The sequence below is a fragment of the Streptomyces chrestomyceticus JCM 4735 genome (assembly GCF_003865135.1).
GTDB lineage: Bacteria > Actinomycetota > Actinomycetes > Streptomycetales > Streptomycetaceae > Streptomyces > Streptomyces chrestomyceticus.
Genome location: NZ_BHZC01000001.1, coordinates 2,899,049 through 2,925,426, shown reverse-complemented (window position 1 = coordinate 2,925,426; position 26,378 = coordinate 2,899,049). Strand labels below are relative to the sequence as shown.

Below are 26,378 nucleotides of genomic sequence, written 5' to 3'. Positions count from 1 at the left end.
CGCACCGGCCTGCCTCGTTAGGATCGGGCCCATGGGTACGCACTTGATCACGGGCGCAGGATCGGGCATCGGAGCGGCGGTCGCGCGGCGGCTCGCCGACCGCGGCGAGGAGCTCTGGCTGCTGGCGCGCGACGCCGGCCGCGCCAAGGAGCTGGCCGGGCAGTTCCCCGGCGCCCGCACGGTGGTCGGCGATCTCGCCACCCCCGAGAAGCTGGACTGGGCCTTCGGCAAGCAGACCCTGCCGGACCGCCTCGACTCCCTCCTGCACATCGCGGGCGTCGTCGAGCTGGGCGCCGTCGGGGACCTCGGCCCCAAGGCGTGGCAGCGCACGCTCGCCGCGAACCTCGTCTCGCCCGCCGAGCTGACCCGCCAGTTCCTCCCGCAGTTGCGGACCGCCAAGGGTCACGTCGTCTTCGTCAACTCCGGCGCCGGCCTGCACGCGGGCCCCCAGTGGGGCGCCTACGCCGCCAGTAAGCACGGCCTGAAGGCGCTCGCCGACTCGCTGCGCGCCGAGGAGCACGGCAACGGCGTACGGGTGACCTCCATCTACCCGGGCCGCACCGCCACCCCCATGCAGGAGAACGTCTTCCGCCAGGAGGGCCGCGAGTACGACGCGTCCCAGTGGATCGACCCGGAGTCGGTGGCCACGACCCTGCTCACCGCCCTCGACCTGCCGCGTGACGCGGAGATCAACGACCTGACGGTCCGCCCGGGGCGCTGACCGGCTGCCGACGGGGCCGGGGCCGCAAGATCCAGCCCGTCCGGCGATTGGGACATCGGTGACGGATCCGTGGTCCAGCCGTCACCCCGCCCCGGGCCCCGGCAGCCCCCCCGGCCCGCCGTGGCCACCGGCCGCACCACTTACCCTCGGACGGTGACCGAGAACACCACCCCCGCCCGCCTCGCCGGCCACGCCGGCATCGGTACGGCCACCGGCATCGGCTCGATGCCCGGCGGCGACGCCCGCGAGGCCGCCCGGACCGTCACCGGTTCGCTGGAGACCCTGCCGTACCTGCCGGAGCTGCCCGCCCGGGGCCCCGGCGCCGACATGATCGGCCGTACCGCCGGGCTCCTCGTCGACGTGTACGCGCACGTGGAGCCGAGCGGCTGGCGGATCAGCGACCGGCCGGGCCGGGACACCCGGCGCGCCCGTTCCTGGATGGGCGAGGACCTGGACGCGCTGGAGGAGTTCACCCAGGAGTACGAGGGTGACCTGAAGGTCTCGGCGGTCGGCCCGTGGACCCTGGCCGCCGCGCTGGAGCTGCGCAACGGCGAGGCGGCCCTCAGCGACCCCGGCGCCTGCCGGGACCTGACGGCGTCGCTGGCCGAGGGGCTGCGCGCGCACCTCGCCGACGTACGGCGGCGGGTGCCCGGCGCGCGTCCGGTGCTCCAACTGGACGAGCCGTCGCTGACCGCCGTCCTCCAGGGCCGGATCAAGTCCGCGAGCGGCTACCGCACGCACCGCGCCGTGGACCGGGCCGTCGTGGAGGGCGCCCTGCGCGACCTGGTCGGCGTCGCCGGGGAGGCGGGCGCGCCGGTGGTCGTCCACTCCTGCGCCCCGGACGTCCCGTTCGCCCTGCTGCGGCGCGCCGGTGTGCACGGCGTCTCGTTCGACTTCGGACTGCTCACCGAGCGTGAGGAGGAGGCGATCGGCGAGGCCGTCGAGGGCGGTACGACACTGCTGGCGGGCGTGGTGCCGGGCGTGGACGGCCCATTGTCAGACCCTGCCGGTAGCGTCATGGGTGTCAGGACGCTGTGGCGCAGGCTGGGGCTGGCGCCGGGGACTCTCGCGGAGTCCGTGGTGGTCACCCCGTCGTGCGGGCTGGCGGGCGCTTCGCCCGCATATGCCCGTTCGGTGCTCGCCCACTGCGTCCGGGCCGCGAGATCGCTCGCAGACAACCCTGAGTGACGGCACTCAAGGACCACGGGAGGACGTAACGGTGGCCGGCGAACAGCACACGGCGGGGCACGCGGTGCCCGCGAAGGCGCGGGAAGAGCATGCCCATCTGGCCGAGCAGATCGAGGAGCACCGCTTCCGCTATTACGTGCGGGACGCCCCCGTCGTCAGCGACGCGGAGTTCGACAAGCTGCTGCGGTCCCTGGAGGCGCTGGAGGAGAAGCACCCCGAGCTGCGCACCCCGGACTCGCCCACGCAGAAGGTCGCCGGGCAGTATGAGACGGAGTTCACCGAGGTCGCGCACCGCGAGCGGATGCTCTCGCTGGACAACGCCTTCGACGACGAGGAGCTGGCGGCCTGGGCCGAGCGGATCGCGACGGAGCTGGGCGGCGACCCGAAGAGCGCCGGCTACCACTTCCTGTGCGAGCTGAAGGTCGACGGCCTCGCGGTCAACCTGACGTACGAGAAGGGCCGGCTGACCCGCGCCGCGACCCGCGGTGACGGCCGTACGGGCGAGGACATCACGCCCAACGTCCGCACGATCACCGAGATCCCGGACCGGCTGAAGGGCGACCGCGTCCCGGACCTGGTGGAGGTCCGCGGCGAGGTCTACTTCCCGATGGAGAAGTTCCTGGAGCTGAACGAGCGGCTGGTGGCCGACGGCAAGCCGCCGTTCGCCAACCCGCGCAACGCCGCCGCCGGTTCGCTCCGCCAGAAGGACCCGAAGGTCACGGCCACCCGCCCGCTGCACATGGTCGTGCACGGCATCGGCGCCCGCGAGGGCTTCGACATCGACTGCCAGTCGCACGCCTACGACCTGCTGCGCGAGTGGGGCCTGCCGACCGCCGACCACAACGAGGTCGTCGACTCCCTGGAGGCCGTGCGCGGCTTCATCAAGCGCTACGGCGACCCGGAGACCCGACGCACGGCCGTCGCCCACGAGATCGACGGCACCGTGGTCAAGCTGGACGAGATCGCCCTCCAGGGCCGCCTCGGCTCGACCTCGCGCGCGCCGCGCTGGGCGATCGCGTGGAAGTACCCGCCGGAGGAGGTCAACACCAAGCTGGTCGACATCCGCGTCGGCGTCGGCCGTACGGGCCGCGTCACGCCGTACGCGGTCGTCGAGCCGGTCACGGTGGCCGGCTCCGAGGTCGAGTTCGCCACACTCCACAACCAGGACGTGGTCAAGGCCAAGGGCGTCTACATCGGCGACACGGTCGTGCTGCGCAAGGCGGGCGACGTGATCCCCGAGATCCTGGGCCCGGTGGTGGACCTGCGGGACGGCAGCGAGCGGGAGTTCGTGATGCCCGCCGAGTGCCCCGAGTGCGGTACGGCGCTGCAGCCCGCCAAGGAGGGCGACGTCGACCTGCGCTGCCCCAACGCCCGCTCCTGCCCCGCCCAGATCCGTGAGCGGCTGTTCTACCTGGCCGGCCGCAAGTCCCTGGACATCGAGAACTTCGGCTATGTCGCGGCCACGGCGCTCAGCCAGCCCCTGGAGCCCGCCGAGCCGCCGCTGAAGGACGAGGGCGACCTCTTCGACCTGTCCATCGAGCAACTGCTGCCCATCAAGTCCTACGTGCTCGACCCGGACAGCGGTCTGCCCAAGCGCGACCCGAAGACCGGCGAGGAGAAGGTCGTCACCTTCTTCGCCAACCAGAAGGGCGAGCCGAAGAAGAACGCCCTGGCGATGCTGGAGAACATCCAGGCGGCCAAGGAGCGCCCGCTGGCCCGCATCCTGACGGGCCTGTCGATCCGTCACGTCGGGCCGGTGGCCGCCCAGGCGCTCGCCATGGAGTTCCGTTCGCTGGACCGGATCAGGGACGCGAGCGAGGAGGAGCTGGCCGCCGTCGAGGGCGTCGGCGCGACCATCGCCGCCTCGCTCAAGCAGTGGTTCGCCGAGGACTGGCACCGCGAGATCGTGGACAAGTGGCGGGCGGCCGGCGTCCGGATGGAAGAGGAATCCTCAGGAGACGAAGGCCCGCGGCCACTTGAAGGCGTCACCGTCGTTGTAACGGGCACACTTCAGTCACACACCAGAGATGGCGCGAAAGAAGCCCTGCAGCGTCTCGGAGCGAAGGTGACCGGTTCCGTTTCGAAGAAGACCGGTTTCGTGGTGGTGGGAGACAATCCTGGTTCGAAGTACGACAAGGCCATGCAGTTGAAGGTGCCTGTGCTAGACGATGACGGCTTCGCGGTGCTGCTGGAGCAGGGTCCCGATGAAGCACGAGCGGTAGCTGTCACTCCGCCTGAGGGCGAGTGAGGAGTCACCTCATCGGCGCATAGCAGATGGTTCCGGATGGCCGGGTCGCATTCGGGCAACCGCTGCCGATCGCTGCCCGCGGCGGCCTTCTGCGGCCTACTGTTGAGGTGTGCGCCTGCCGTGGCGCGGGCACAGCCGGCTGTGAGAGGTATCGGAATGAAACCGACCGACAGCGCCGCTCCGGCGTCGCGGCTCCGCCGGCTCGTCGTGCCCGCGCTGCCCGCGGCCGTCGTGCTGGTGGCGGGCACCGCGCTCGCGGCGGGAGTGATCCGCACGCTCGGCGCCGGCCGGGCCCTGTTCCCGGAAGGCGCCGTCGGCTGGGCCCTGGCGATCCTGACCGGTGTCATCGTGGGCCACCTGGTCGCCCTCGGCCGCGACCGCTGGTGGGGCGGCACGGGCTCGGGCGCGGCCCTGGCCCTCGCGGTCCTCCTGCTGTACGGCTGGGTGCCCGCCGTCCTGGTGAGCGTCGCCGTCGTGCTGCTGGTCGGCGCCGCGCGGCGGCACCGCTGGCGACAGGCCCTGCTGCACGGCGCGGTGGACATCCTCGGGATCGGCGCCGCGGCCCTGGGCCTCGCCGCCTTCCAGGTCGTACCGACCGTCGAACACCCCTGGCAGCCCGCGGCCTGGGACCTGTCCGTACTGCCCGACATCCTGGTCGCGGCCGCCGCCTACCTGGTCGTCACCCGCGCCCTGCTGTGGTTCACGATGGCCTCGCGCAGCGGCAGCCTGCCCACCGTCGCCCGGACGGCGCTGGCCCGCCAGGCCCTGGTCGGCGTGGCGCTGCTCGGCATCTCACCGCTGATCGTGGTGGCCGCCGTGCACGCGCCGTTCCTGCTGCCCATGTTCGCCGTACCGCTGATCGCCCTGGACTCCACCCTGTGGATCGCCCGCGCCCGCGCCGAGGAGCAGCTTCGGGACCCGCTCACCGGCCTGCCCAACCGCCAGTGGCTGCTGGAGCGCACCTGGACCGCGCTGGACGACGCCGAGCGCATCGGCGCCCGCTCCGCCCTCGTCCTGATCGACCTGGACCGTTTCCGCTCGGTCAACGACACCCTCGGACACCTCGCGGGCGACCGGCTGCTGCTCCAGATAGCCGACCGGCTGCGGCACGCGCTGCCGCGCGGCGCCGAGGTCGCCCGGCTCGGCGGCGACGAGTTCGCGGTCCTGCTGCCCACCGCGGACTCCCTGACCAGCGCCCAGCGGGTGGCCCGCAACCTGGTCGCGGCGCTCGGCTCGCCGCTCGACCTGGACGGACTCACCCTCGTCCTGGAAGCCAGCGCGGGCGTCGCGGTCTTCCCCGACCACGCCCTGGACGCCGAGGGCCTGCTGCGCCGGGCGGACGTCGCGATGTACCAGGCCAAGCGGGACCGCAGCGGCGTCGAGGTGTACGAGGCCAAGCGGGACGGCAACACTCCCGACCGGCTGGGCCTCCTGGGTGATCTGCGCCGCGCGCTGGACGCCGGCGACGTGGAGCTGCACTACCAGCCCAAGGTCGGCTTCGACGGGCACGTGGCCGGGCTGGAGGCACTGGTCCGGTGGGTCCATCCGGAGCGCGGCAGGGTCCCGCCGGACGAGTTCATCGCCATCGCCGAGTCGTCCGGGCTGATGCCGCGCCTGACGGAGTACGTCCTGGAGACCGCGCTCGCCCAGGTGGCCCGGTGGCGCAAGTCCGGCCTGGAGGTCCCGGTCGCGGTCAACGTCTCGCCGCGCGACGTCCACACCCCCGGCTTCGCCGGCGCGGTCGCCGCGCGGCTGGCCCGCCATCAGGTGCCCCCGGGTTCCCTCCAGTTGGAGATAACGGAACACGTCCTGCTGGAGGACCCGCAGCGGGCCGCCGACACGCTCGCCGGGCTGACCGGGCACGGCGTCAAGATGTCCCTGGACGACTTCGGCACCGGCTACTCGTCCCTCGTCCACCTGCGCCGCCTGCCGGTCAGCGAGCTGAAGATCGACCGCTCCTTCGTCGCCCGGCTCGCCGTGGACAACGAGGACGCCGAGATCGTCCGGTGCACCCTGGACCTGGCCCACTCGCTCGGACTGCTGGTGGTCGCCGAGGGCGTCGAGGACGACGAGACCTGGGAGCGACTGCGCGACCTGGGCTGCGACGCCGTACAGGGCTGGCTGGTCGCCGCCGCGATGCCGCCGGACGAGACCACGGCCTGGCTGCGGGCCCGCGGCGAGCGCGGCTGGCAGCGCGAGGCGGAGCGCCCCGCCGTCGAACCCCGGCACGAGCGCGCCACGGCGGTCGAGGAAGCCGACCAGCGCGTCATCTGATCTCCGACCGGCGCGCCGTCCGACCAGGCCCGGCCGCCCCGGGCCGGCCCCGGCCACCCGCGCGGCGCTCGGCCCCACGGCCCCGGCCGGCCGCGCGGCGCACGGCCCCGCTGCCCGCGCGGCGCACCGCCCCACGACCCCCACCCCCGTCACGGCGCGCCGCCCCGCACCCCGCCGTCCTAAGCCCCCGCAGCCCCCACCGCCCCCGCCGCCCCACGCCCCCACCGCCATCCGGGCACCCCTCCGCCGGCCCCTCCGGGAATGCGTTTCGAACCCCTCTCGGCTACGCAATAGGATTGGCCCGGACAACACAGCCAAGACACTCACCCTGAGGATCGCTGCATGCCTGGCATCACGCGCGAGGAGGTTGCCCACCTCGCCCGGCTGGCGCGCTTGGAGCTGAAGGACGAAGAGCTCGATCACTTCGCCGGACAGCTCGACGACATCATCGGCGCGGTCGCCCGCGTCTCCGAGGTCGCCGACCAAGACGTACCGCCGACCTCCCACCCGCTGCCCCTGACCAATGTCATGCGCCCGGACGTGGTCCGTCCGTCGCTGACGCCCGAGCAGGCGCTGTCCGGCGCCCCGGCCCAGGAACAGCAGCGTTTCAAGGTGCCGCAGATCCTGGGGGAGGAGTGACCGACATGGCAGATCTGATCAAGCTCACCGCCGCCGAGATCGCGGCGAAGATCGCCGCCGGCGAGGTCACGGCCGTCGAGGTCACCGAGGCGCACCTGGCCCGTATCGAGGCCGTCGACGAGAAGGTGCACGCCTTCCTGCACGTGGACCGCGAGGGCGCCCTCGCCCAGGCCCGTGCCGTGGACGCCAAGCGCGAGCGCGGCGAGAAGCTCGGCCCGCTGGCCGGCGTGCCGCTCGCCCTGAAGGACATCTTCACCACGGAGGGCATTCCCACCACCGTCGGCTCGAAGATCCTCGAAGGCTGGATCCCGCCGTACGACGCGACGCTGACCAAGCGGCTCAAGGCCGCCGACGTCGTCATCCTCGGCAAGACCAACATGGACGAGTTCGCCATGGGGTCCTCCACCGAGAACAGCGCCTACGGCCCCACCGGCAACCCCTGGGACCTCACCCGTATCCCCGGCGGCTCCGGCGGCGGCTCCTCCGCCGCGCTCGCCGCCTACGAGGCCCCGCTCGCCATCGGCACGGACACCGGCGGCTCCATCCGCCAGCCCGCCGCCGTCACCGGCACCGTCGGCGTCAAGCCCACCTACGGCGCGGTCTCCCGCTACGGCATGGTGGCGTTCTCCTCGTCCCTCGACCAGGGCGGGCCCTGCGCCCGTACGGTCCTGGACGCGGCCCTGCTGCACGAGGCCATCGCCGGCCACGACGAGCTGGACTCCACCTCCATCGACGCGCCGGTCCCGCCGGTCGTCGAGGCGGCCCGCAACGGCGACGTCAAGGGGATGCGCGTCGGCGTCGTCAAGGAGTTCTCCGGCGAGGGCTACCAGGCCGGCGTCATGCAGCGCTTCAACGAGTCCGTGGAGCTGCTGCGCGAGCTGGGCGCGGAGATCGTGGAGATCTCCTGCCCGTCCTTCGACCTGGCGCTGTCGGCGTACTACCTGATCGCGCCGTCCGAGTGCTCCTCGAACCTGGCCCGCTTCGACGCCATGCGCTACGGCCTGCGGGTCGGCGACGACGGCACCCGGTCGGCCGAGGAGGTCACGGCCCTGACCCGCGAGGCCGGCTTCGGCCCCGAGGTCAAGCGCCGCGTGATGCTCGGCACGTACGCGCTCAGCTCCGGCTACTACGACGCGTACTACGGCTCGGCGCAGAAGGTCCGCACCCTGATCACCCAGGACTTCGAGAGGGCCTTCGAGCAGGTCGACGTGCTGATCTCGCCGACCACGCCCACCACGGCCTTCCCGATCGGCGAGCGCGCCGACGACCCGATGGCGATGTACCTCGCCGACCTGTGCACGATCCCGACGAACCTGGCAGGCAACGCGGCCATGTCGCTGCCCTGCGGCCTGGCCCCCGAGGACGGGCTGCCGGTGGGGCTGCAGATCATCGCCCCTGCCATGGCCGACGACCGGCTCTACAAGGTCGGTGCCGCGGTCGAGGCCGCGTTCACCGCCCGTTGGGGGCACCCGCTGCTTGAGGAGGCACCGTCCCTGTGAGTGGAAAGCTTGCGAAGGCCAAGGGCTTCAAGAAGTCCAAGGCCGGTACGTATCTGTCCATCGGCACCACGCTGTTCGGTGCGGTGAGCGTCGTCAAGCAGGCGAAGGCGGCCAAGGGCGAGCAGGACCGGCTCCAGCTCCTGGATGCCGTCGTCTCCGCCGCCGCCATCGCCACCGGAGTCGCGCTGCTGATCCGCGATCTGCGTCGTCTCGGCGACGACGACGTGCTCGCGGGCTGAGCGGGACTGAGAGGTTAGTTTTCCGTGACCGTCACTGAACTGGTGTCGTACGAGGACGCGCTGACCACCTACGACCCTGTGATGGGTCTTGAGGTGCACGTCGAACTCGGCACCAAGACCAAGATGTTCTGCGGGTGCTCGACGTCCCTGGGCGCCGACGCCAACTCGCAGACCTGCCCCACCTGCCTCGGCATGCCCGGCTCGCTGCCGGTCGTCAACGCGGTCGGCGTCGAGTCCGCCATCAAGATCGGCCTGGCGCTGAACTGCTCGATCGCCGAGTGGTGCCGTTTCGCCCGGAAGAATTACTTCTATCCGGACATGCCGAAGAACTTCCAGACGTCGCAGTACGACGAGCCCATCGCCTTCGACGGGTACCTGGACGTCCAGCTCGAGGACGGCGAGATCTTCCGCGTGGAGATCGAGCGCGCCCACATGGAGGAGGACACCGGCAAGTCGACGCACGTCGGCGGCGCCACCGGCCGTATCCACGGCGCGTCCCACTCCCTCCTGGACTACAACCGCGCCGGCATCCCGCTCATCGAGATCGTCACCAAGCCCATCCAGGGCGCGGGCGAGCGTGCCCCCGAGGTCGCCAAGGCGTACGTCGCCGAGCTGCGCGAGCTGATCAAGGCGCTGGGCGTCTCCGAGGCCCGCATGGAGATGGGCCAGATGCGCTGCGACGTGAACCTGTCGCTGCGCCCCAAGGGCACCGAGAAGTTCGGCACCCGCTCGGAGACGAAGAACGTCAACTCGCTGCGGTCGGTCGAGCGCGCCGCGCGCTTCGAGATCCAGCGGCACGCGGCCGTGCTGTCCTCGGGCGGCACGATCATCCAGGAGACCCGCCACTTCCACGAGGAGGACGGCTCCACCACCCCCGGCCGGGTCAAGGAGGAGGCGGAGGACTACCGCTACTTCCCCGAGCCCGACCTGGTGCCGGTGGCCCCGTCCCGCGAGTGGGTCGAGGAACTGCGCAAGGGCCTGCCCGAGCTGCCGCGCGTCCGCCGTAACCGGCTGCGCGAGGAGTGGGGCGTCTCCGAGCACGACATGCAGTCGATCCTGAACGCGGGCGCCGTGGACCTGATCGTCGCCACCATCGAGGCCGGCGCGGACTCCGCCGCCGCCCGCAAGTGGTGGATGGGCGAGCTGGCCCGCCGTGCCAACGAGGACGGCGTCGAGCTGGCCGCCCTGCCGATCACCCCGGAGCAGGTCGCGCGGGTCGCGGCACTGGTCGCCGAGGGCTCCCTCAACGACAAGCTGGCCCGCCAGACCATCGAGGGCGTCCTCGCGGGCGAGGGCGGCCCGGACACCGTCGTCGAGAAGCGCGGCCTGAAGGTCGTCTCGGACGAGGGCGCGCTGGGCAAGGCGGTCGACGAGGCGATCGAGTCCAACGCCGCCATCGCCGACAAGATCCGCGGCGGCAAGGTCGCGGCGGCCGGCGCGCTGGTCGGCGCGGTCATGAAGGCCACCCGCGGCCAGGCCGACGCGGCCCGCGTCCGCGAGTTGATCCTGGAGAAGCTGGGCGTCGAGGGCTGACGTCCGGTAACGCGGTAAGGGGCGGCACACCGGTGGTGTGCCGCCCCTTTCGCTGCCCTACGGCAGGTTGTGTACGTGCGGGCCCACGCCGTTCGACCAGGCGTTGCCGGTCGCCGCGTCCCAGTTGGTGGACCAGGTCATGGCGCCGCGCAGGGACGGGTAGGTCTTGGCGGGCTTGAAGGAGCCGCAGCCGGTGCCCTTGGTGAGGCAGTCCAGCGCGCTGTTGACGACGCTGGGCGACACGTAGCCGCCGCCGGCGGCGCGGGTGGAGGCCGGGACACCGATGCCCACCTGGGACGGGTCGAGGCCGCCTTCGAGCTGGATGCAGGCCAGGGCGGTGAGGAAGTCCACGGTGCCCTGCGAGTAGACCTTGCCGTCACAGCCGAGCATCGAACCGCTGTTGTAGTACTGCATGTTGACGACGGTGAGGATGTCCTTGATGTTCAGCGCGGTCTTGAAGTAGCCGCCCTGGGTGGACTGCATGTCGATGGTCTGCGGGGCCATGGTGATGACCAGCTTGCTGCCCGCCTTCTGGGACAGCGAGCGCAGGGCCTGCGACATGTAGGTCGGGTTGATGCCGTTCTCCAGGTCGATGTCGACCCCGTTGAAGCCGTACTCCTGCATCAGCGCGTAAGCACTGTTGGCGAAGTTGTTCGCGGAGGTGGAGTCGTTGACGGAGATGGTGCCCTTCTCACCGCCGACGGACAGGATGACGTTCTTGCCGGCCGCCTGCTTCGCCTTGATGTCGGCCTTGAACTGCGCGACCGTGTAGCCGCCCAGGCCCGCCGAGTCGAGGTTGAAGGTGATCGCGCCGGGCGTGGTGGTGGCGTCGGCGAACGAGACCGCGATGATGTCGTACTGGTCGGACACATCGCTGATCTTCTGCACGGTCGCGCCGTTGTTGAAGTTCTGCCAGTAGCCGGTGACCGCGTGCTTCGGTACCGAGGGGCCGGGGTTGCCGCCGCCCGGGGACGTGGTGGCGGTGACCTCGGCGGACTTGGCGGACTCGCCCGCCGCGTTGGTCGCGGCGACCTGGAAGCGGTACGCGGTGGACGGGCTCAGGCCGGTCACGGTGGCCGACGTGCCGGTGACCGACTGGACCTTGGCGCCGTCGCGGTAGACGGTGTAGCCGGTGGCGTACTTGGCCGGGCTCCAGGAGAGTGCCACGGAGGACGAGGTGACCGCGCCGACGGTCAGCCCGGCGGGCGCGTCGGGAACCGGATCGCCCGGGTCGCCGTTACCGCCGCCGTCCGGCCCGAAGACACTGATGTCGTCCGCGAAGTAGGCGGACTGCCCGTACCAGCCGTGGGTGTAGACGGTGACCGAGGTGGTGGAGGGACCGGTGGTGAAGGTGGTCTTGAGCTGCTGCCAGGTGGTGGCGCCGGGCGCCCAGGTGGACACGTCGGTGGTGCCGGTGCCGCTGGCGCCGAGGTAGACGTACGAGCCCTGGACGTACGCGCTCAGCGTGTACGTGGACCCAGGCTTGACGGCCACCGTCTGCGAGCATCTGGCCTGGTCGGAGCCGGCCGGAGTGGCCTTCAGGGCCGAGGTGCCGCCGTGCACGGGGGAGGACACGGTGGAGCCCGACCCCGAGGAGCAGGTCCACCCGGAGAGCCCGGACTCGAAGCCGGGGTTCTTGGCGTTGTTGACGTCGGCGGTGGCACCGGCGGCGGCGTGGGGGGCCGCCGAGGCGCCGGCCGCGGTGCCGGTGACGGCGAGGGCGGCGGCGGCCAGCCCGGTGACGGCGGTGGTGAGCCACCGTCTGTGCCGGGAGCGGGGGGTGCGGGACATGAGGGGGTGCGGCATGGCTGTCTCCAAGTCCGGGGCCCGGAAGGGCCGTCCGCCCGGCCCGGAGGCGGGGCAGGCGTTGCGCACAAAATGGTCCAGACCAATGCGGTTGTCAAGAGTTCGTGAAGACTTCCGCGCGCGTTGGTGCCGTCGGCCGGTGGGTGCGAACCGTTCTCAGGGAGGATGCGCGCCGCGTACGGGCCCTCCTGAGGGAGGGGAGGCGGCGTGCGGCGTACATCTTCCTCCCTAGGGGGTAGGTGGTCACCGTGGACGATGATCTGCCGCCCGGCGGGCCCGATGGTGGAGAGGTGCGACAACATCAACCACCGTCCGAGACGCCAGAGTTACGGGGGAGCGCGACCATGGGTGAAGTGAAGCGCCGGAGCCTGCTCGCGGGAGCGGCGGCGCTGGGGGGAACGGCCGCGGGCCTCGCGGCGCCGGGCCTCGCGGCTGCGGCCGGCCTGTCGGACGCGGCCTCCGCAGCGACGGCCCGCCCGCCCGGCACCGGCACCGGTCCGGTCACCCTCGGCCCCGACGACCCGCGCTACGCCTCCCTGACCCGGCGCGGCTCCAACGGCCGCTTCGTGGGCAAGCCCGACCACGTATACGTCGTGAGCACGACCGAGCAGGTCGTCGCCGCGGTCCAGCGGGCCGTACGCGACGGCAGGCGCATCGCCGTACGCAGCGGCGGCCACTGCTTCGAGAACTTCGTCGACGACCCGTCCGTCCGCGCCCTGATCGACACCTCGCCCATGCGCGCGGTCTCCTACGACGCCGCCCGGCGGGCGTTCGCCGTCGAGCCCGGCGCCCTGCTCGGCGAGGTCTACCGCGCGCTGTTCCTCGGCTGGGGCGTGACCATCCCGGCGGGCGCGACCGCCGAGGTCGGCGTCGGGGGACACGTCCTCGGCGGCGGGTACGGCACCCTCTCGCGGCGGTACGGGCTGTCCGTGGACCACCTGTACGCCGTCGAGGTCGTCGTGGTGGACCGCTCCGGCACGGCCCGCAGCGTGGTGGCCACCCGCGACCCCAAGGATCCCCACCACGACCTGTGGTGGGCGCACACGGGTGGCGGGGGCGGCAACTTCGGCATCGTCACCCGCTACTGGTTCCGCGACCCGTCCGCCGAAGGCGACGACCCCACCCGGCTGCTGCCCAAGGCCCCGGCGTCCGTCCTCAGCTTCTCCGCGACCTGGAACTGGAAGGACGTCGACGAGCGCGCCTTCACCCGCCTGGTGCGCAACCACGGCACCTGGCACGAGCACCACAGCGCCCCGGACTCCCCGTACGCGGACCTGTTCAGCGTGCTGATGCTCAACAACCGCCACTCCGGCACCTTCTCCCTGGTGGGCCACCTGGACGCCACCCTGCCGGACACGGAGCGGCGGATGCGCGCCTACGTGGACGCCGTGGGCAGCGGGACGGGTGCCGAGCCGGCCGTCCACCACGAGGTCAGGCCCTGGCTGACGGCGGTCGCCCTCGTACAGGAAACCGAACCGGCCCCGTACAAGGTCAAGTGCGGCTACCTGCGCAAGGGCTACACGGAGCGGCAGCTCACCGCGCTCCACCGGCACCTGGCGGGCCCGGCGGTGGACAACATCTCCGGGGCGCTGTGGCTGGTCTCGTACGGCGGAAAGGTCAGCACCGTCGCACCGGACGCGACCGCCGTCGCCCAGCGGGACTCGATCCTCAAGGCGGTCTACATGACCAGTTGGGAGGGCGAGGAGGCGGCCGGGGCGAAGCCGTTGGCCTGGCTGCGCGCCTTCTACCGTGACGTGTACGCGGACACCGGCGGCGTCCCCGTGCCCGGCGAGGTCAGCGACGGCTCCTTCATCAACTACCCGGACCGGGACCTGGCCGACCCCAAGCTGAACACCTCCGGCGTCCCGTGGCACACGCTCTACTACAAGCACAACTACCCGCGCTTGCAGCGGGTGAAGGCCCGCTGGGACCCACGCGACGAGTTCCGGCACGCCTTGTCCATCCGACCGCCGCGCTGACCTGAGCCGCACCCGGCCTTCGGGCAGGCCGGGTGCGGGCGGTCAGTTGCCGCCGGGCGGGACGACGAAGCCCCGGGCAGGACCGCCACCGGCTCCGGGCGGCCCGAAGTGGGCGACGACCGCCGCCAGTACCTCAGGAGTGATGTCCTTGCGCGTCCCGTGATCGGGACTGTCGTACACCCGCCATCCCCCTGCCGTGCGCCCCGGTTCCTCCGGCGCGACGACCCCACGAATACCCAGTCGCCTCAGCGTGACATCCACGTGCCGGGCTGCTTCCGCGTCCATGCGCCCACCTTCAGTGCCGGGGTGCGGCAGCCTAGCTGTTCTGGCCGCCGCCGTGTGTCGCGCACTCTCCGGGGTTGATGGGGCCGCAGCCTCCTGGCTTCGGGGTGTGCAAACAGTTCGCCGCGACCGGTACGAAAGACGTGGCCGGCCCCGTCCACAGCTCGGTGTCCACGCTGTGCCCGGCTTGTTCGACCAGGGCCGGCGTTCGGGCCAGGGCGTGCGGGTCGTGCCGCTCGGGATCCGGCCGCTCCGGGTAGTGGTGCACGAACCGGCCAAGCCGTTCGCACAACTTGGCATACGGGGCCGTGTGCAGAATCAGCGCGTGCCACCCTTCGTCCAGCACGCGTGACGGGTCGACCCGCTCCCGCCGCTCGACCTGTCCAGGGTGGGGGCGGCCGGAGCGGGGGCTCATCGGGGTGCCGGGAGCGGCGGAACCGCCGCCTGCCCCTCGTTCAGTTCCAGGCGGCGTACGAGTGCCACGTCCTCGAACGTCCGGGCGAACGTCGGGTGCCCCGTACGGCCCGTGTGGGCCATGGCCGCCAGGTCGGCCGCCTTCAGGTCGGCGGTCGCCGACAGCGTCCACGGGCATCCGCCGGTCAGGCAGCACGCCGATACGGTGATCTCGCTCTGCGGGTGCGTGCCGATGGCGTGCTGCACGGCGCGGATCACGCTGCGGGGACTCATGGGCGTAGCGCCGGTGCGGCGGTCGGCAGGCCCATCACACGCGGCTCGTGAGGGTGGTTACGGATCTCCAGCGAACAGTCCAGGGCCGCCGAGTGGTTGGTGTAGCCGTCCATGGTGCCCTTTCCCGTCCGGTACGCCCGTCGCCATGCCGCAGCATGAGCGCACACCTTGCAGTCCTGGACCGGCACCGGTTCGGGTGACGGGGCCCGTACGGGGAGAACCGCCGGCGGTTCCGGGTAGCCGCGGTGGCGCGTGGAGCGGGCCCGGCTGACGACCGGACGCGTCCAGGTGAGTGCCCGCACGCGCTCCTCGCCGGTGGGCTTGCGCAGTTGGTCGGGACGCGCCGCCCATTCACGTCCGCCACCGGGCGGGATGAGGTACACGGTCCCTTCGAGCAGCCTGCGTACCTCGCCGATCCTGTCGTTTGTCGCATCCACCGCGTACGTTCCCGTGGTGGGCGCCCAGTCGTGGGCCATGGTGCATCGCCGTCCCCTCGGTGCTTCGTGGAACGATCCTCACGCCGGACCGGTGGGGCCACCAGCGGCCCCGTGTAGGCCAGGTGTCGGCCAGACTGGCTCCATGCGAAGCAGCATCGGGGCCAACATCCGGCGTGAGCGGGACCGTTGTGGGTGGAGTCAGGAGCGCTTGGCGCACGAGATCTGCCGGGGCGCCGGGGTCATGGGCGGGCCGGTCGGCCGCCAGGAGGTCAGCCGTTGGGAGAAGGGGAAGCGCACGCCCCGCCAATGGCTGCCGTTCATCGCTGCCGCCCTGGGAGTGTCCGAGGACGTGCTCAAGGAGCCGCGGGAGGTCGATGAGCCGCCCTTGCCGACGCTGGCGGACTACCTGCCCGACAGTGATCCGCTGGCCCCGCTCAGCGCTCGCGAGGGCCGTCGTGTCGGTCTGCGGGAGGTGGGTGACCTGCAAGAGCGTGTGCACGGGCTCAGGCTCGCCGACGACGTGCTGGCCGGAGGCGACTTGATCCGTCCCGCTCTGCGGGAACTCCGCGCCGCCGTGCGGGTCTACAAGGAGGGCAGCCACTCCGAAGAGGTGGGGCGTGCTCTCCTCGGGCAGATCGGGGAGTTGGCGCAGATCGCGGGATGGATCGCCAGCGACGCCGGGCAGCATGCGGACGCGGAGCGCGTCTACCGGCTCGGGATGAGCGCGGCGATGCAGGCGGACGACCGGACGCTGGCCGCAAACCTCGCCGGCTCGCTGGCCTATCAACTGAGCAACACCGGCAGGGAGGCCGAAGGGGTCCGGCTCGCGCGGGCGGCCCTCGAAGGAGCATGGCCGGAGGCGCCCCCGAAAGCCCGCGCGCTGTACCTCGATCGGGTGGCATGGGCCCACACCAGGGCAGGGGAGGCCCAGCCCGCCATGCGGGCGCTCGGAGAGGCCGGCGAAGCACTGGCGGCGGACAGCGCGGGAGCCGAGTCACCCGCTTACCTGTACTGGGTGGACGCCGGGGAACTGCAAGTCATGGAAAGCCGGGTCCACACGGAGCTGCGCCGGCCGTTGCGTGCGGTCCCCCTGCTGCGGGACGTGCTCAGCCGGTACGACGCGACGCACACCCGGGAACTGGCCCTGTACCTGTCGTGGCTGGCCGTCGCTCTGGCCGACGCCAACGAACCGGAAGAGGCGGCCGCGACAGCGGAACGAGTCATCACGCTGAGCGAGGCCGTGACCAGCGACCGCACGGCCGAACGGGTCCGCGTCGTGCTGGAACGGTTGGAGGGCCACCGGGACGTGCCGGAAGTCCGGGCGGTGCTCGACGGCGCTGCGTGAGTGCCGGAGGAGGCGGGGCACGACCCGTCCGCCGCATGCCTCCGCAACCGGAACCGGACCCATCTGTTCTCGAAAACGTCACCCCGGCACCTGTCGCCCGCCATCGCGCTCCACTACCGTCCCGCTCGCACCGGCCAATGGGCTGCGTGTGAACCATTGCCCGACCGTGGGCAGTCGACTGGGAGGTCGAGCGTGGCATCCGAGGTATCTCGCAGACGGGTCATGGGACTTGGCGCGGCGGCTGCCGCCGCTTCGCTGCTGCCGCCGTCGCTTCAGCAGGCGCTGGCCGCCGGGCCGGCCGCCGCCGGGCACGGGCACGGGCACGGACATGGGCGGGGCGGCCTCGGAGACATCCGGCACGTTGTCGTGCTCATGCAGGAGAATCGTTCCTTCGACCACTACTTCGGCATGCTGCGCGGCGTACGCGGCTACGCCGACCGCAACGCCGTCCAGTTGCCCGGCGGCGACCGCAGCGTCTTCGAGCAGCCGGGCGCGCTCGGCGTCGGCACCGTGCTGCCGTTCTCCGTACGGGAGGCCGCGGCGGCCCAGAAGAAGGACCTCCAGTACATCGGGGCGCTCAACCACGAGTGGGCCGGCGGCGCCAAGGCGTGGCGTGACGGGTGGATGGACAACTGGGTCACCGCGAAGACGGCCGCCACCATGGCCCACTACGACCGCCAGGACGTACCGCTGCACTACGAGCTGGCCGACACCTTCACCGTCTGCGACGCGTACCACTCCTCGATCCACTCCTCCACCAGCCCCAACCGCAACCACCTGGTCAGCGGCTGGACCGGCTTCGAGCCGGGCTCCGGCAAGCGCGCGGTGGGCAACGACGCCTACGCGGAGGACACCCACACCGGCTACACCTGGCCCACGTACGCGGAGCGCCTGGAGAAGGCCGGGCGGAGCTGGCGCGTCTACCAGGAGTGGGACAACTTCACCGACAACAACCTGGAGTTCTACGCCACCTTCAAGGCGGTCATGAAGAAGGCGCTGGCCAAGGTGGGCGGCGTGCAGAACATGACCGCGTTCTACGGGAAGGTCGCCGCGGCCGGTGAAGCGGAGCGCAAGCGCTTGCAGGGACTGCTGGAGGAGGGCGTACGGGCGCTCAGCGCCGCCGACCGCAGTCTCTTCGAGCGCGCGCTGCGCCGTGGCGAGCCGGACTCCACGGCCACCGCCTTCGCCGCCGACGTCGCCTCGGGCAAGCTGCCCGAGGTGTCCTACATCGTCCCCTCCGCTGCGGACTCCGAGCACCCCGGGTCGTCCTCGCCGGTCGCCAGCGCCACCATCGTCTACAAGGTGCTCGACGCCCTCGGGAAGAACCCGGACGTGTGGCGCCAAACGGCCCTCTTCCTCACATATGACGAGAATGACGGCTTTTTCGACCACGTACCGCCGCCGGTGCCGCCGCCCGGCACGGAGGGCGAGTTCTGGGACGGCAAGCCGACCGGGCTCGGGATGCGCGTACCGATGCTGGTGATCTCGCCCTGGTCGGTGGGCGGTTACGCCTGCTCGCAGGTCTTCGACCACACCTCGATCGTCCGCTTCCTGGAGCGCTGGACGGGCGTACGGGAGCCCAACATCAGCGCCTGGCGGCGCACCGTCTGCGGCGATCTCACCACCGCTTTCGATTTCTCGCGCGGGCGCAGGCAGCCCGCCGTGGAGGGGCCCGGCGCGATCCCGCCGTTCAGCGGGCGCTGGTCCCCGCGCCCGCCGCGCGAGCAGCGGCTGCCGCGCCAGGAGCCGGGCACCCGGCCCGCGCGCCCGCTGCCGTACCAGCCCGACGCGGACGGCGCGTACGACGCGCAGGCGGGACGCTTCCGGCTCGCGGTGCGCAACGGGGGCCGGGAGAGCGCGCACTTCGCGCTGTACCCGTACGCGGGGGAGTACGGCACGCCGCAGCACCGTGACGTGCTGGGCCGGGCCGACTGGGAGGTGCCCGTCAAGGACGGCACGTACCGCTTCACCCTCACGGGTCCCAACGGGTTCCGGCGCGAGCACGCGGGCACGGCCGCCGGCGCGGCCGCCGCGGTCCGGATCGGCACCCGGCTGGACGCGCACCGGCGCGAGCTGCACCTCACGCTCGTCAACGAGGGACGCACCGATCTCACCTTCACTCTGAAGCCGCTGGCGTACGGCGACGCCAAGGTGCGCGAGATCAAGGTGCGGGCCGGCAGCACCCGTACCGTCGCGCACTCCGCGGCACCGGCGCACGGCTGGTACGACCTGGACCTGTCCGTCGCCCAGGACGCGTCCTTCCACCGCCGCTTCATGGGGCACATCGAGAACGGGAAGGAGTCGGTCACCGGCTGACCGGACAAGGGCGGAACCGGCCGTCCGCGGTCATCGGCCGGGTTCCGCTTCCCGTTCCCGTTGTGGGGAAGTCCACAAAAGGGTCAATGGATCTCTTCCTGCTGTCACTCTGCAAGAGGTACGGGCCCGCCGCCCCTTCGTCGGCAGGCGGTGGTCCCGTGCTTCCCCCTCCATTACGCGTTCGGCACCACGGGTAGACCCCGGGAGACATCGGCGCCTGACCCGGGAAGCAGACGAAGAGCTTGATGACCGCACTGACCCGGTGGTGCCTGCGGCGCCGCATCGTCGTGATCGTGCTCTGGCTCGCCGCCTTCGCGGGAGCCACCGCGGCCGCCGGAGCCGCCGGCTCCGCCTACTCCGACCACTACGACGTCCCCGGCACGGAATCGGGGCAGGCCGGAGCCCTGCTGGAGCGGGCCTTCCCGGACCGTTCCGGGGACCACGACACGATCGTGTGGCACACGGAGTCGGGCACCGTACGCGCGGGCGCCGTCCAGAAGGACCTCCAGCAGACCCTCGACAAGATCGCGAGACTGCCCGGCGTCGCCTCCGTACAGAGCCCGTACGGGCCGCAGGGCGCCGGGCAGATCAGCCAGGACGGGCACACCGCCTACGCGGACCTCGCCTTCGACGCGCCCGCCGAGGACCTGGACAAGGCCCAGGTCCAGCGCGTGGTGGACACCGCCAGGGCCGCCGCGGCCGACGGACTCCAGGTGGAGCTGGGCGGCGCCGGCATCGCCGTCACCGAGACTGCGGGGTCCCAGCTCGCCGAACTGATCGGACTCGGCGCCGCCGCCGTCGTCCTCTTCCTCGCCTTCGGCTCGCTCGCCGCCACCCTCCTGCCGCTCGTCACGGCGGTGGTGAGCGTCGGCACCGCCGCCGCGGGCATCAGCCTGCTCGGCCGCGCCATGACGGTGGCCGACTTCGCCCCGATGCTGGGCATGCTCATCGGCCTCGGGGTCGGCATCGACTACGCGCTTTTCATCGTGACCCGGCACCGCAGAGGGCTGAAATCCGGCCTCACCGTGCAGGAGGCCGCCGAGCGCGCGGTCAGCGTGTCGGGGCGCGCGGTGGTCTTCGCCGGGGCCACCGTCTGCATCGCCCTGCTCGGGATGCTCGTCCTGCGGCTGGGCTTCCTCAACGGCGTCGCCATCGCCGCCTCGCTGACCGTCGTCCTCACCGTCGCCGCTTCCGTCACCCTGCTCCCGGCCCTGCTCGGCGCCATCGGACCGCGGGCGCTGAGCCGGCGCGAACGGCGGCAACTGGCCACCGACGGCCCCCGCCCGGAACCGCCGGCCGGCTTCGCGGCGTGGTGGTCCGGCTTCGTGGAGCGCCACCCCAAACTGCTGGGCGCCGCCGCGGCCGTCGTCATGCTGATCCTCGCGCTGCCCACCCTGTCCCTGCACCTGGGCACCTCCGACCAGGGCAACAACCCCGGGACGAGCACCACCCGGCAGGCGTACGACCTGCTCGGCGAGGGCTTCGGGCCGGGCTCCAACGGGCCGCTGACCCTGGTCGGCGCCCTCGACGGGGCCAAGGACCGGCTCGCCTTCGACCGGCTGCCGGACGAACTGCGCGGCACACCGGGCGTGGCCCGGGTCCAGGGGCCGGAGTTCGACGGCAGCGGCAGCACGGGCGTGATCACGGTCGTACCGGACGGCTCCCCGCAGTCCCGGCAGACCTCCGACCTGGTGGAACGGCTGCGCGCCGACGTCCTGCCGAAGGCCGGGGAGGGGACCAGCATGAAGGTCCACGTCGGCGGGGTGACGGCGAGCTACGACGACTTCGCCTCCGTGATCGTCGGCAAGCTGCCGCTGTTCGTCGGCGTCGTCATCGGCCTGGGCTGCGTCCTGCTGCTGCTCGCGTTCCGCAGCATCGGCATACCGCTGAAGGCCGCCGCGATGAACATCGCGGCCGTCGCCTCCTCCTTCGGGATCGTGGTCGCGATCTTCCAGTGGGGGTGGGGGAGCGAACTGCTCGGGCTGGGCAGCGCGGGCCCGATCGAGCCCTTCCTGCCCGTGATCATGGTCTCGGTCCTCTTCGGACTGTCCATGGACTACCAGGTCTTCCTGGTCAGCCGGATGTATGAGGAATGGCGGCTGACCCACGACAACCGCCGCGCGGTCCGCGTCGGCCTCGCCGAGACCGGCCGGGTCATCAACTCGGCGGCCGTCATCATGATCGCGGTGTTCGCGGCGTTCGTGCTCAGCGGCGACCGCATCATCGCGATGTTCGGCATCGGCCTCGCCGCCGCCGTCGCGCTGGACGCCTTCGTGCTGCGCACCCTGCTCGTCCCCGCCCTGATGCATCTGCTCGGCGGCGCGAACTGGTGGCTGCCGGGGTGGCTGGAGCGGCGGCTGCCGCGGATCAGCATCGAGCCGCCGGGGGAGGCGGGTGCCGGGCCGGGTACGGACGGGGCGCCGACGGTTCCGGTTGCGGTTCCGCTTGCCGTGCCGGGGCCGCGGCGGGGCGGCGAGGGGCTGGTACGGAAGTAGCGGCCGGGCGGGCCGCCGCCGTACGTCCCGCAGCCCGTCGTCGTACGTTCGGCAAGCCGCCTCCGTACGCCTCGTACCCCGCCCGTCCGTACGTCCGTACCCCGCCGCTCCGCACGCCCCGTACGGCTCTCGCGTCCGCCGTCACGGCCGGTTCCCCCTGCGCCCCGGGGATTCTCATACGTCTCTCAGACGCGGCACCTACGGTCGCGCCCATGGACACCACCAAGACCGAAGAGCGCACCGACGACACGAAGGCCGACGAGGCCAAGGCGGCCACCGGGACGACGGAGGCCGACGGGGCGTCCGAGGCCGCCGGGGCGGAAGGGAAGAAGCCGTCCGGCGCCGCGGCCGACGCGGGCGCCGACGAGCAGCACGGGGCGGACGAGGCGGACGGGGAGGAGACCGCGGACGCCGACGCGGCGCCCGCCGCCACCGCGACCGGTTCGGTGGCGTCCGGCGCCGGCTCCGTCGTCGCCGCGGGACTGGGTCTCGCCTCGCTCACCGGCACCTGGGTCGGCACCGTACTGGCCGAGCGCCAGACGCTGCTCGGCCAGATCAAGCTGCAGACCGGCAAGGCCACCGACCAGATCGGCACCGTCTACGGCGCCCCCTGGCACACCCACGCCCTCGTCAACGCCATCTTCGCGCTGCTCGCCGTCGTCGTCGCCGGCCTGGTCCTCCTGCGGCCCCGCCCGACCTGGGTGCGAGCCGTGGCCTGGGGCGGACTCGCCCTCGGCGTACTGGGGCTGATCGTCTCCGCGGGCATGTACTTCGACCTGTTCGCGAGCATGCCCACCCTGCCCAAGGCCGGCGCCGGAACGCCCGGTTCCTGAGGCCGTACGCGCCGACCGGCCCCGAACCGCGCAGTACCTCAGGCCGTACGCGGCCGCCCGGGGGACTGCCGGTCCGGGCCGTCTCAGGGCCGCCGCGGCGGTTCCTGCTCCGGCAGGCGGACGGTGACCTTGCCCGAGGACAGGTCTATCGGTCCCTTGCCGGGATCACTGTCGCCGGTGTCGGTGACCACCAGGGTCAGCCGGCGCCGTTCCTCGTCGGTGTGCTTGCGTCCCGGCGCGAACAGTTCCTCCACCAGGTTGAACATCCTGCCCCCTGACGACGCGAACGGCTCCGTACGACGAGTGTAGGCACCAACGAAGCGGAACGGGCGGCTCTGGCCGTGCCTGTATGCACCTGTGCCCGCCTGGGCCGCTGTACGCATCCGTGCCCGCCGGTGCGCCCCTGCCCCTGCCGTCCCGGTTCCTCCCGTTCAGCTCACGTCCAGCCGCAGGATCCGGTCGTCGCCCTGCTTCGGCTCCCCGCGCCCGTCGGTGTTGCTGGTGACCAGCCACAGCCCGCCGTCCTGGGCGGCCACGACCGTACGCAGCCGCCCGTACTCGCCCTGGAGGAACGCCTGCGGCGCCGCCGACGCCTGCCGCCCGGCGAGCGGGATCCGCCACAGCCGTTCGCCGCGCAGCCCCGCCATCCAGACCGAGCCCTCGGCGATCGCGATGCCGCTCGGTGAGGCGTCCGCCGTCTTCCACTGCGCCACCGGGTCCACGAACCGGGCGTCGCCCCGGCCCTTGCCCTCGACCTCGGGCCAGCCGTAGTTCTTGCCCGGCTCGATCAGGTTCAGCTCGTCCCAGGTGTTCTGCCCGAACTCGGCGGCCCACAGCCGCCCCTCGGCGTCCCAGGCCAGGCCCTGCACATTGCGGTGTCCGTACGAGTACACCACCGAGCCGGCGTCCGGGTTGCCGTGCACCGGCTCGCCGTCCGGTGTCATGCGCAGGATCTTGCCGCCCAGCGACGACCGGTCCTGGGCGAGGCCGGTGTCACCGGTCTCGCCGGTGCCCGCGTAGAGCATCTTGTCCGGGCCGAACGCGATCCGGCCGCCGTTGTGGATCTGCCCCTTGGGGATGCCCTTCAGGACCGTGTCGGGGGCGCCCAGTTGACTGCCGGGCTGCTTCTTCGCGTCGTAGTTCAGCCGGGCGACGCGGTTGTCGGACTCGGTGGTGAAGTACGCGTACACCTGGGGGGACCGGCCGAACGACGGCGCCACGGCGATCCCCAGCAGCCCGCCCTCGCCGCCCGGAGCGACCCCGGGCACCGTACCCAGCTCGGTCGTGCGGCCGCCGTCCGCCGCCACCCGGAAGATCTTCCCGGTGTCCCGCGAGGACACCAGGAGGTCACCTCCGGGCAGTGCGGCCACTCCCCAGGGTGAGGTGAGACCGGTGGTCAGGGTGCTGACGACCTTCACCGACCCCTTGGCGGGCGGCGCGGAGGCGGTCGGGGAGGCCGGGGTGCCGCCCGGGGAGGAAGCGCCGGGCGGGGCGGACGAAGCGGCGAGCGAGCCGGCCGGGCCGGGGGCGCCCCCGGAGGAGCACCCCGCCGCCAGCAGCAGCGAGGCAGCGGCCAACACGGAGGTCACGGAGCGTCGTTGCACGGCGAAGTCCTCTCGTCGACGGAACCCGCCTTACGACACCACACCGCACCCTCCACGTCAGGCCCCCACTCCGGCGCGGCCTACCCGGGTCTCCGCCTCGGCCCTGCAGTCCCAGGCCCCCGCTCCGGCCCGGCCGGCCGGGGCCTCCTCTTCGGCCCCTGCAACCCCCGCCCGGTCGCCACCCGTCGGGCTCGCTAGTCCCACGATCCCCGCGCCGGCGGCAGCGCGGCGATCTCCGCGAGGTCCCGGCGGTCCAGCGTCAGCCCGGCCGCCGCCGCGTTCTCGGCGGCCCAGCGTTCCTTCTTGGTCCCCGGTACGGGCACGACGTGCGGCCCCTGCGCCAGTACCCACGCCAGCGCCACCTGCCCCGGCGTGGCCCCGTGCCGCGCGCCCACCCGGCGCAGCCCGGCCACCACCGGCTGGTTGGCGGCCATCATCTCGGCCGTGAAGCGCGGGTGCCGGGCCCGTATGTCCTCCGGTTCGAAGCCCTGCCCAGGGGTCAGCGTGCCGGTGAGGAAACCGTTTCCCAGCGGCATGGCCGCGAGGAACCCGACGCCGCGCGTGACGCACCACGGCAGCAGCGTCTCCAGTGCCTCCTTGGACCACACCGACAGTTCGGCCTGCACGCTGCTGACCGGGAACACCTGCTGAATGCGTTCCAACTGCCGCAGCGTCCCGTCGTACAGCCGCGTGCCCCGCCGGCGCCCGGCGCGCGCGCCCACCGCGCACAGCCCCAGCGCGCGCACCTTCCCGGCGGCCACCAGGCCGGCCATCGCGCCCCAGGTCTCCTCGATCGGTACCTCGGGGTCGGTGCGGTGCAGTTGGTACAGGTCGATGCAGTCGGTCTGGAGGCGGCGCAGCGAGGCGTCGCACGCCCGTCTCACGTAGCCGGGCCGCCCGTTGGCGACGATGTGCTGCTCGCCCACCAGCAGCCCGACCTTGGTCGACACGAAGGCTTCCGCGCGGCGCTCCTTGAGGGCCCGGCCGACCAGCAGTTCATTGGTGAACGGCCCGTACATGTCAGCGGTGTCGAGGAGGGTGCAGCCCTGGTCGAGCGCGGTGTGCACGGTGCGCAGCGAGCTCTCGCCGTTGCGCTGCGACTCGGTGTACCCCCAGCTCATCGGCATACAGCCGAGTCCGATTGCACCCACTTCGAGCGCTGTAGCCCCGATTGTCCTGCGCTCCACGTGGTCGTGCCTCCATCCCCTCGCCCCCGGTCAAGGGCCTGACCAAACTAACGTCTGAGCCCGGAGGGCATCGCATAGCCTCTGGCCATGGCACCAGCAGACCCGCGCACCCCCGCGAACGACGTATGGCTCCCGATCCCCGCCGACGAGATCGGCGGACTCCCGGACCGCTTCGACTACGTCCATTGGGACGCCGGGCCGGAGTTCCCCGCCGACCCCGCCCGCTGCGCCTTCTACGTGGCCCCGTACATGAAGGATCCGCAGGTGTGCATACGCCCGCTGACGGAGATGACGGGGCTGCGCGCCGTGCAGTCCCTGACCGCCGGGGTCGAGCACCTGCTGCCCGCCCTGCACCGGCTGCCTCCCGGGGCCCGGCTGTGCAACGCCCGCGGCCTGCACGACGCCAGCACGGCCGAGCTGGCGCTCACCCTGACGCTCGCCTCGCTGCGCGGCATACCGGAATTCGTCCGGGGCCAGGACGAGGGGCGGTGGCTCAACGGGTTCCGGCCCGCCCTCGCCGACAAGACGGTGGTCATCGTGGGGTACGGATCGATCGGCAGTGCGATCGAGGACCGGCTCACACCCTTCGAGTGTGCGCGGGTGGCGCGCATTGCGCGCACCGCACGTGAGACCGTGCGCGGGCCCGTGCTTCCGCTCACCGAACTGCCCGCCGTGCTGCCCGCGGCGGACGTCGTGATCATCGCCACGCCGCTCACCGACGCCACCCGCGGCCTGGTCGGCAGTGACTTCCTGGCGCGCATGAAGGACGGCGCGCTGCTGGTGAACGTGGCGCGCGGTGCCGTCGTCAACACGGAGGCGCTTCTCACCGAACTCGAATCGGGGCGATTGCGGGCGGCGCTGGACGTCACCGATCCGGAACCGCTGCCCGCGGGGCACCCGCTGTGGCACGCTCCCGGCGTGCTCGTCACTCCCCATGTCGGAGGCCCCAGTTCTGCCTTCCTGCCCCGCGCCAAGCGCCTCGTCAGGGACCAGCTGACACGTTTCGCCTCCGGTGATCCCCTGTGCAACGTCGTGGCTACGGCCGGGTGAAACCTTCCCGGACCCC

22 protein-coding genes are annotated in these 26,378 nt (G+C 72.2%); 14 read left to right on the top strand and 8 right to left on the bottom strand.

What is annotated here, in order from left to right:
- Positions 1-31 precede the first annotated feature (31 nt).
- From EJG53_RS12015 to gatB, 8 genes are all read left to right on the top strand, one after another.
- Positions 32-721: an SDR family oxidoreductase gene (locus EJG53_RS12015; RefSeq protein ID WP_125044836.1), complete on the top strand. Its 690-nt coding sequence runs from the start codon at positions 32-34 to the stop codon at positions 719-721.
- Between the two features lie 225 nt (positions 722-946).
- The gene (locus EJG53_RS12010; RefSeq protein WP_032927093.1) at positions 947-1,909 is read left to right on the top strand and encodes a methionine synthase; all 963 of its coding nucleotides are present in this window, start codon (positions 947-949) and stop codon (positions 1,907-1,909) included.
- Positions 1,910-1,940: 31 nt separating this feature from the next.
- Positions 1,941-4,157: an NAD-dependent DNA ligase LigA gene (ligA, locus tag EJG53_RS12005; RefSeq protein WP_125044834.1), complete on the top strand. Its 2,217-nt coding sequence runs from the start codon at positions 1,941-1,943 to the stop codon at positions 4,155-4,157.
- 156 nt (positions 4,158-4,313) lie between these two features.
- The gene (locus tag EJG53_RS12000; RefSeq protein WP_032927073.1) at positions 4,314-6,431 is read left to right on the top strand and encodes a putative bifunctional diguanylate cyclase/phosphodiesterase; all 2,118 of its coding nucleotides are present in this window, start codon (positions 4,314-4,316) and stop codon (positions 6,429-6,431) included.
- A gap of 342 nt (positions 6,432-6,773) precedes the next feature.
- A complete protein-coding gene (gatC, locus tag EJG53_RS11995) occupies positions 6,774-7,070 on the top strand; it encodes an Asp-tRNA(Asn)/Glu-tRNA(Gln) amidotransferase subunit GatC (protein WP_003984986.1) in 297 nt (98 codons plus the stop codon).
- 5 nt (positions 7,071-7,075) lie between these two features.
- Positions 7,076-8,569, top strand: a complete 1,494-nt coding sequence (gene gatA / locus EJG53_RS11990; protein WP_125044833.1) for an Asp-tRNA(Asn)/Glu-tRNA(Gln) amidotransferase subunit GatA — start codon at positions 7,076-7,078, stop codon at positions 8,567-8,569.
- On the top strand, positions 8,566-8,808 hold the full coding sequence (locus tag EJG53_RS11985; RefSeq protein WP_030018300.1) for a hypothetical protein: 243 nt from the start codon (positions 8,566-8,568) through the stop codon (positions 8,806-8,808). The genes gatA and EJG53_RS11985 overlap by 4 nt, the downstream gene beginning before the upstream one ends.
- 24 nt (positions 8,809-8,832) lie before the next feature.
- Positions 8,833-10,341 carry an Asp-tRNA(Asn)/Glu-tRNA(Gln) amidotransferase subunit GatB gene (gene gatB / locus EJG53_RS11980; RefSeq protein WP_125044832.1) on the top strand — a complete coding sequence of 503 codons (1,509 nt, stop codon included), beginning with the start codon at positions 8,833-8,835 and terminating at the stop codon, positions 10,339-10,341.
- Positions 10,342-10,398: 57 nt separating this feature from the next.
- On the opposite strand, the gene EJG53_RS11975 is transcribed toward gatB, so the two are convergent.
- Positions 10,399-12,147: a chitinase gene (locus EJG53_RS11975; protein ID WP_371858676.1), complete on the bottom strand. Its 1,749-nt coding sequence runs from the start codon at positions 12,145-12,147 to the stop codon at positions 10,399-10,401.
- A gap of 344 nt (positions 12,148-12,491) precedes the next feature.
- On the opposite strand from EJG53_RS11975, the gene EJG53_RS11970 reads away from it, so the two are divergent.
- Positions 12,492-14,126 (top strand): FAD-binding oxidoreductase, encoded by a 1,635-nt coding sequence (locus tag EJG53_RS11970; RefSeq protein ID WP_125044831.1) that lies wholly within the window; start codon positions 12,492-12,494, stop codon positions 14,124-14,126.
- Between the two features lie 42 nt (positions 14,127-14,168).
- Here EJG53_RS11970 and EJG53_RS11965 read toward each other — a convergent pair whose 3' ends face one another.
- From EJG53_RS11965 to EJG53_RS11950, 4 genes are read right to left on the bottom strand one after another with little or no spacing between them, the layout of a single operon-like run.
- On the bottom strand, positions 14,169-14,411 hold the full coding sequence (locus EJG53_RS11965) for a hypothetical protein (RefSeq protein ID WP_125044830.1): 243 nt from the start codon (positions 14,409-14,411) through the stop codon (positions 14,169-14,171).
- Positions 14,412-14,442: 31 nt separating this feature from the next.
- Positions 14,443-14,823, bottom strand: a complete 381-nt coding sequence (locus EJG53_RS11960) for a glycine-rich domain-containing protein (RefSeq protein ID WP_244955109.1) — start codon at positions 14,821-14,823, stop codon at positions 14,443-14,445.
- Positions 14,820-15,095 (bottom strand): DUF7848 domain-containing protein, encoded by a 276-nt coding sequence (locus EJG53_RS11955; protein ID WP_125044829.1) that lies wholly within the window; start codon positions 15,093-15,095, stop codon positions 14,820-14,822. Before EJG53_RS11955 ends, EJG53_RS11960 begins: the two co-directional genes overlap by 4 nt.
- A complete protein-coding gene (locus EJG53_RS11950) occupies positions 15,092-15,571 on the bottom strand; it encodes a hypothetical protein (protein WP_125044828.1) in 480 nt (159 codons plus the stop codon). Before EJG53_RS11950 ends, EJG53_RS11955 begins: the two co-directional genes overlap by 4 nt.
- A gap of 103 nt (positions 15,572-15,674) precedes the next feature.
- Between EJG53_RS11950 and EJG53_RS11945 the strand changes: the two genes are divergently transcribed.
- The 4 genes from EJG53_RS11945 (at position 15,675) to EJG53_RS11930 (ending at position 22,521) form a co-directional block, all read left to right on the top strand.
- Complete coding sequence (locus EJG53_RS11945) at positions 15,675-16,877, top strand: helix-turn-helix transcriptional regulator (RefSeq protein ID WP_125044827.1); 1,203 nt, start codon at positions 15,675-15,677, stop codon at positions 16,875-16,877.
- 222 nt (positions 16,878-17,099) lie between these two features.
- Entirely contained in the window at positions 17,100-19,193 is a 2,094-nt protein-coding gene (locus EJG53_RS11940; RefSeq protein ID WP_244955108.1) for a phosphocholine-specific phospholipase C, read from the top strand.
- A 245-nt stretch (positions 19,194-19,438) separates the two neighbouring features.
- Positions 19,439-21,688 carry an MMPL family transporter gene (locus EJG53_RS11935; protein WP_125044825.1) on the top strand — a complete coding sequence of 750 codons (2,250 nt, stop codon included), beginning with the start codon at positions 19,439-19,441 and terminating at the stop codon, positions 21,686-21,688.
- A 212-nt stretch (positions 21,689-21,900) separates the two neighbouring features.
- Complete coding sequence (locus EJG53_RS11930) at positions 21,901-22,521, top strand: hypothetical protein (protein ID WP_125044824.1); 621 nt, start codon at positions 21,901-21,903, stop codon at positions 22,519-22,521.
- Between the two features lie 83 nt (positions 22,522-22,604).
- Here the strand turns inward: EJG53_RS11930 and EJG53_RS11925 are convergent, their stop codons facing one another.
- The 3 genes from EJG53_RS11925 to EJG53_RS11915 form a co-directional block, all read right to left on the bottom strand.
- Entirely contained in the window at positions 22,605-22,787 is a 183-nt protein-coding gene (locus EJG53_RS11925) for a DUF6191 domain-containing protein (protein ID WP_125044823.1), read from the bottom strand.
- Between the two features lie 165 nt (positions 22,788-22,952).
- A complete protein-coding gene (locus EJG53_RS11920) occupies positions 22,953-24,110 on the bottom strand; it encodes a PQQ-dependent sugar dehydrogenase (RefSeq protein ID WP_244955107.1) in 1,158 nt (385 codons plus the stop codon).
- 209 nt (positions 24,111-24,319) lie between these two features.
- Entirely contained in the window at positions 24,320-25,312 is a 993-nt protein-coding gene (locus tag EJG53_RS11915; protein ID WP_125044821.1) for an aldo/keto reductase, read from the bottom strand.
- Positions 25,313-25,399: 87 nt separating this feature from the next.
- Here EJG53_RS11915 and EJG53_RS11910 point away from each other — a divergent pair, with 87 nt between their 5' ends.
- Positions 25,400-26,362, top strand: a complete 963-nt coding sequence (locus EJG53_RS11910) for a 2-hydroxyacid dehydrogenase (protein ID WP_125044820.1) — start codon at positions 25,400-25,402, stop codon at positions 26,360-26,362.
- Positions 26,363-26,378: the final 16 nt, after the last annotated feature.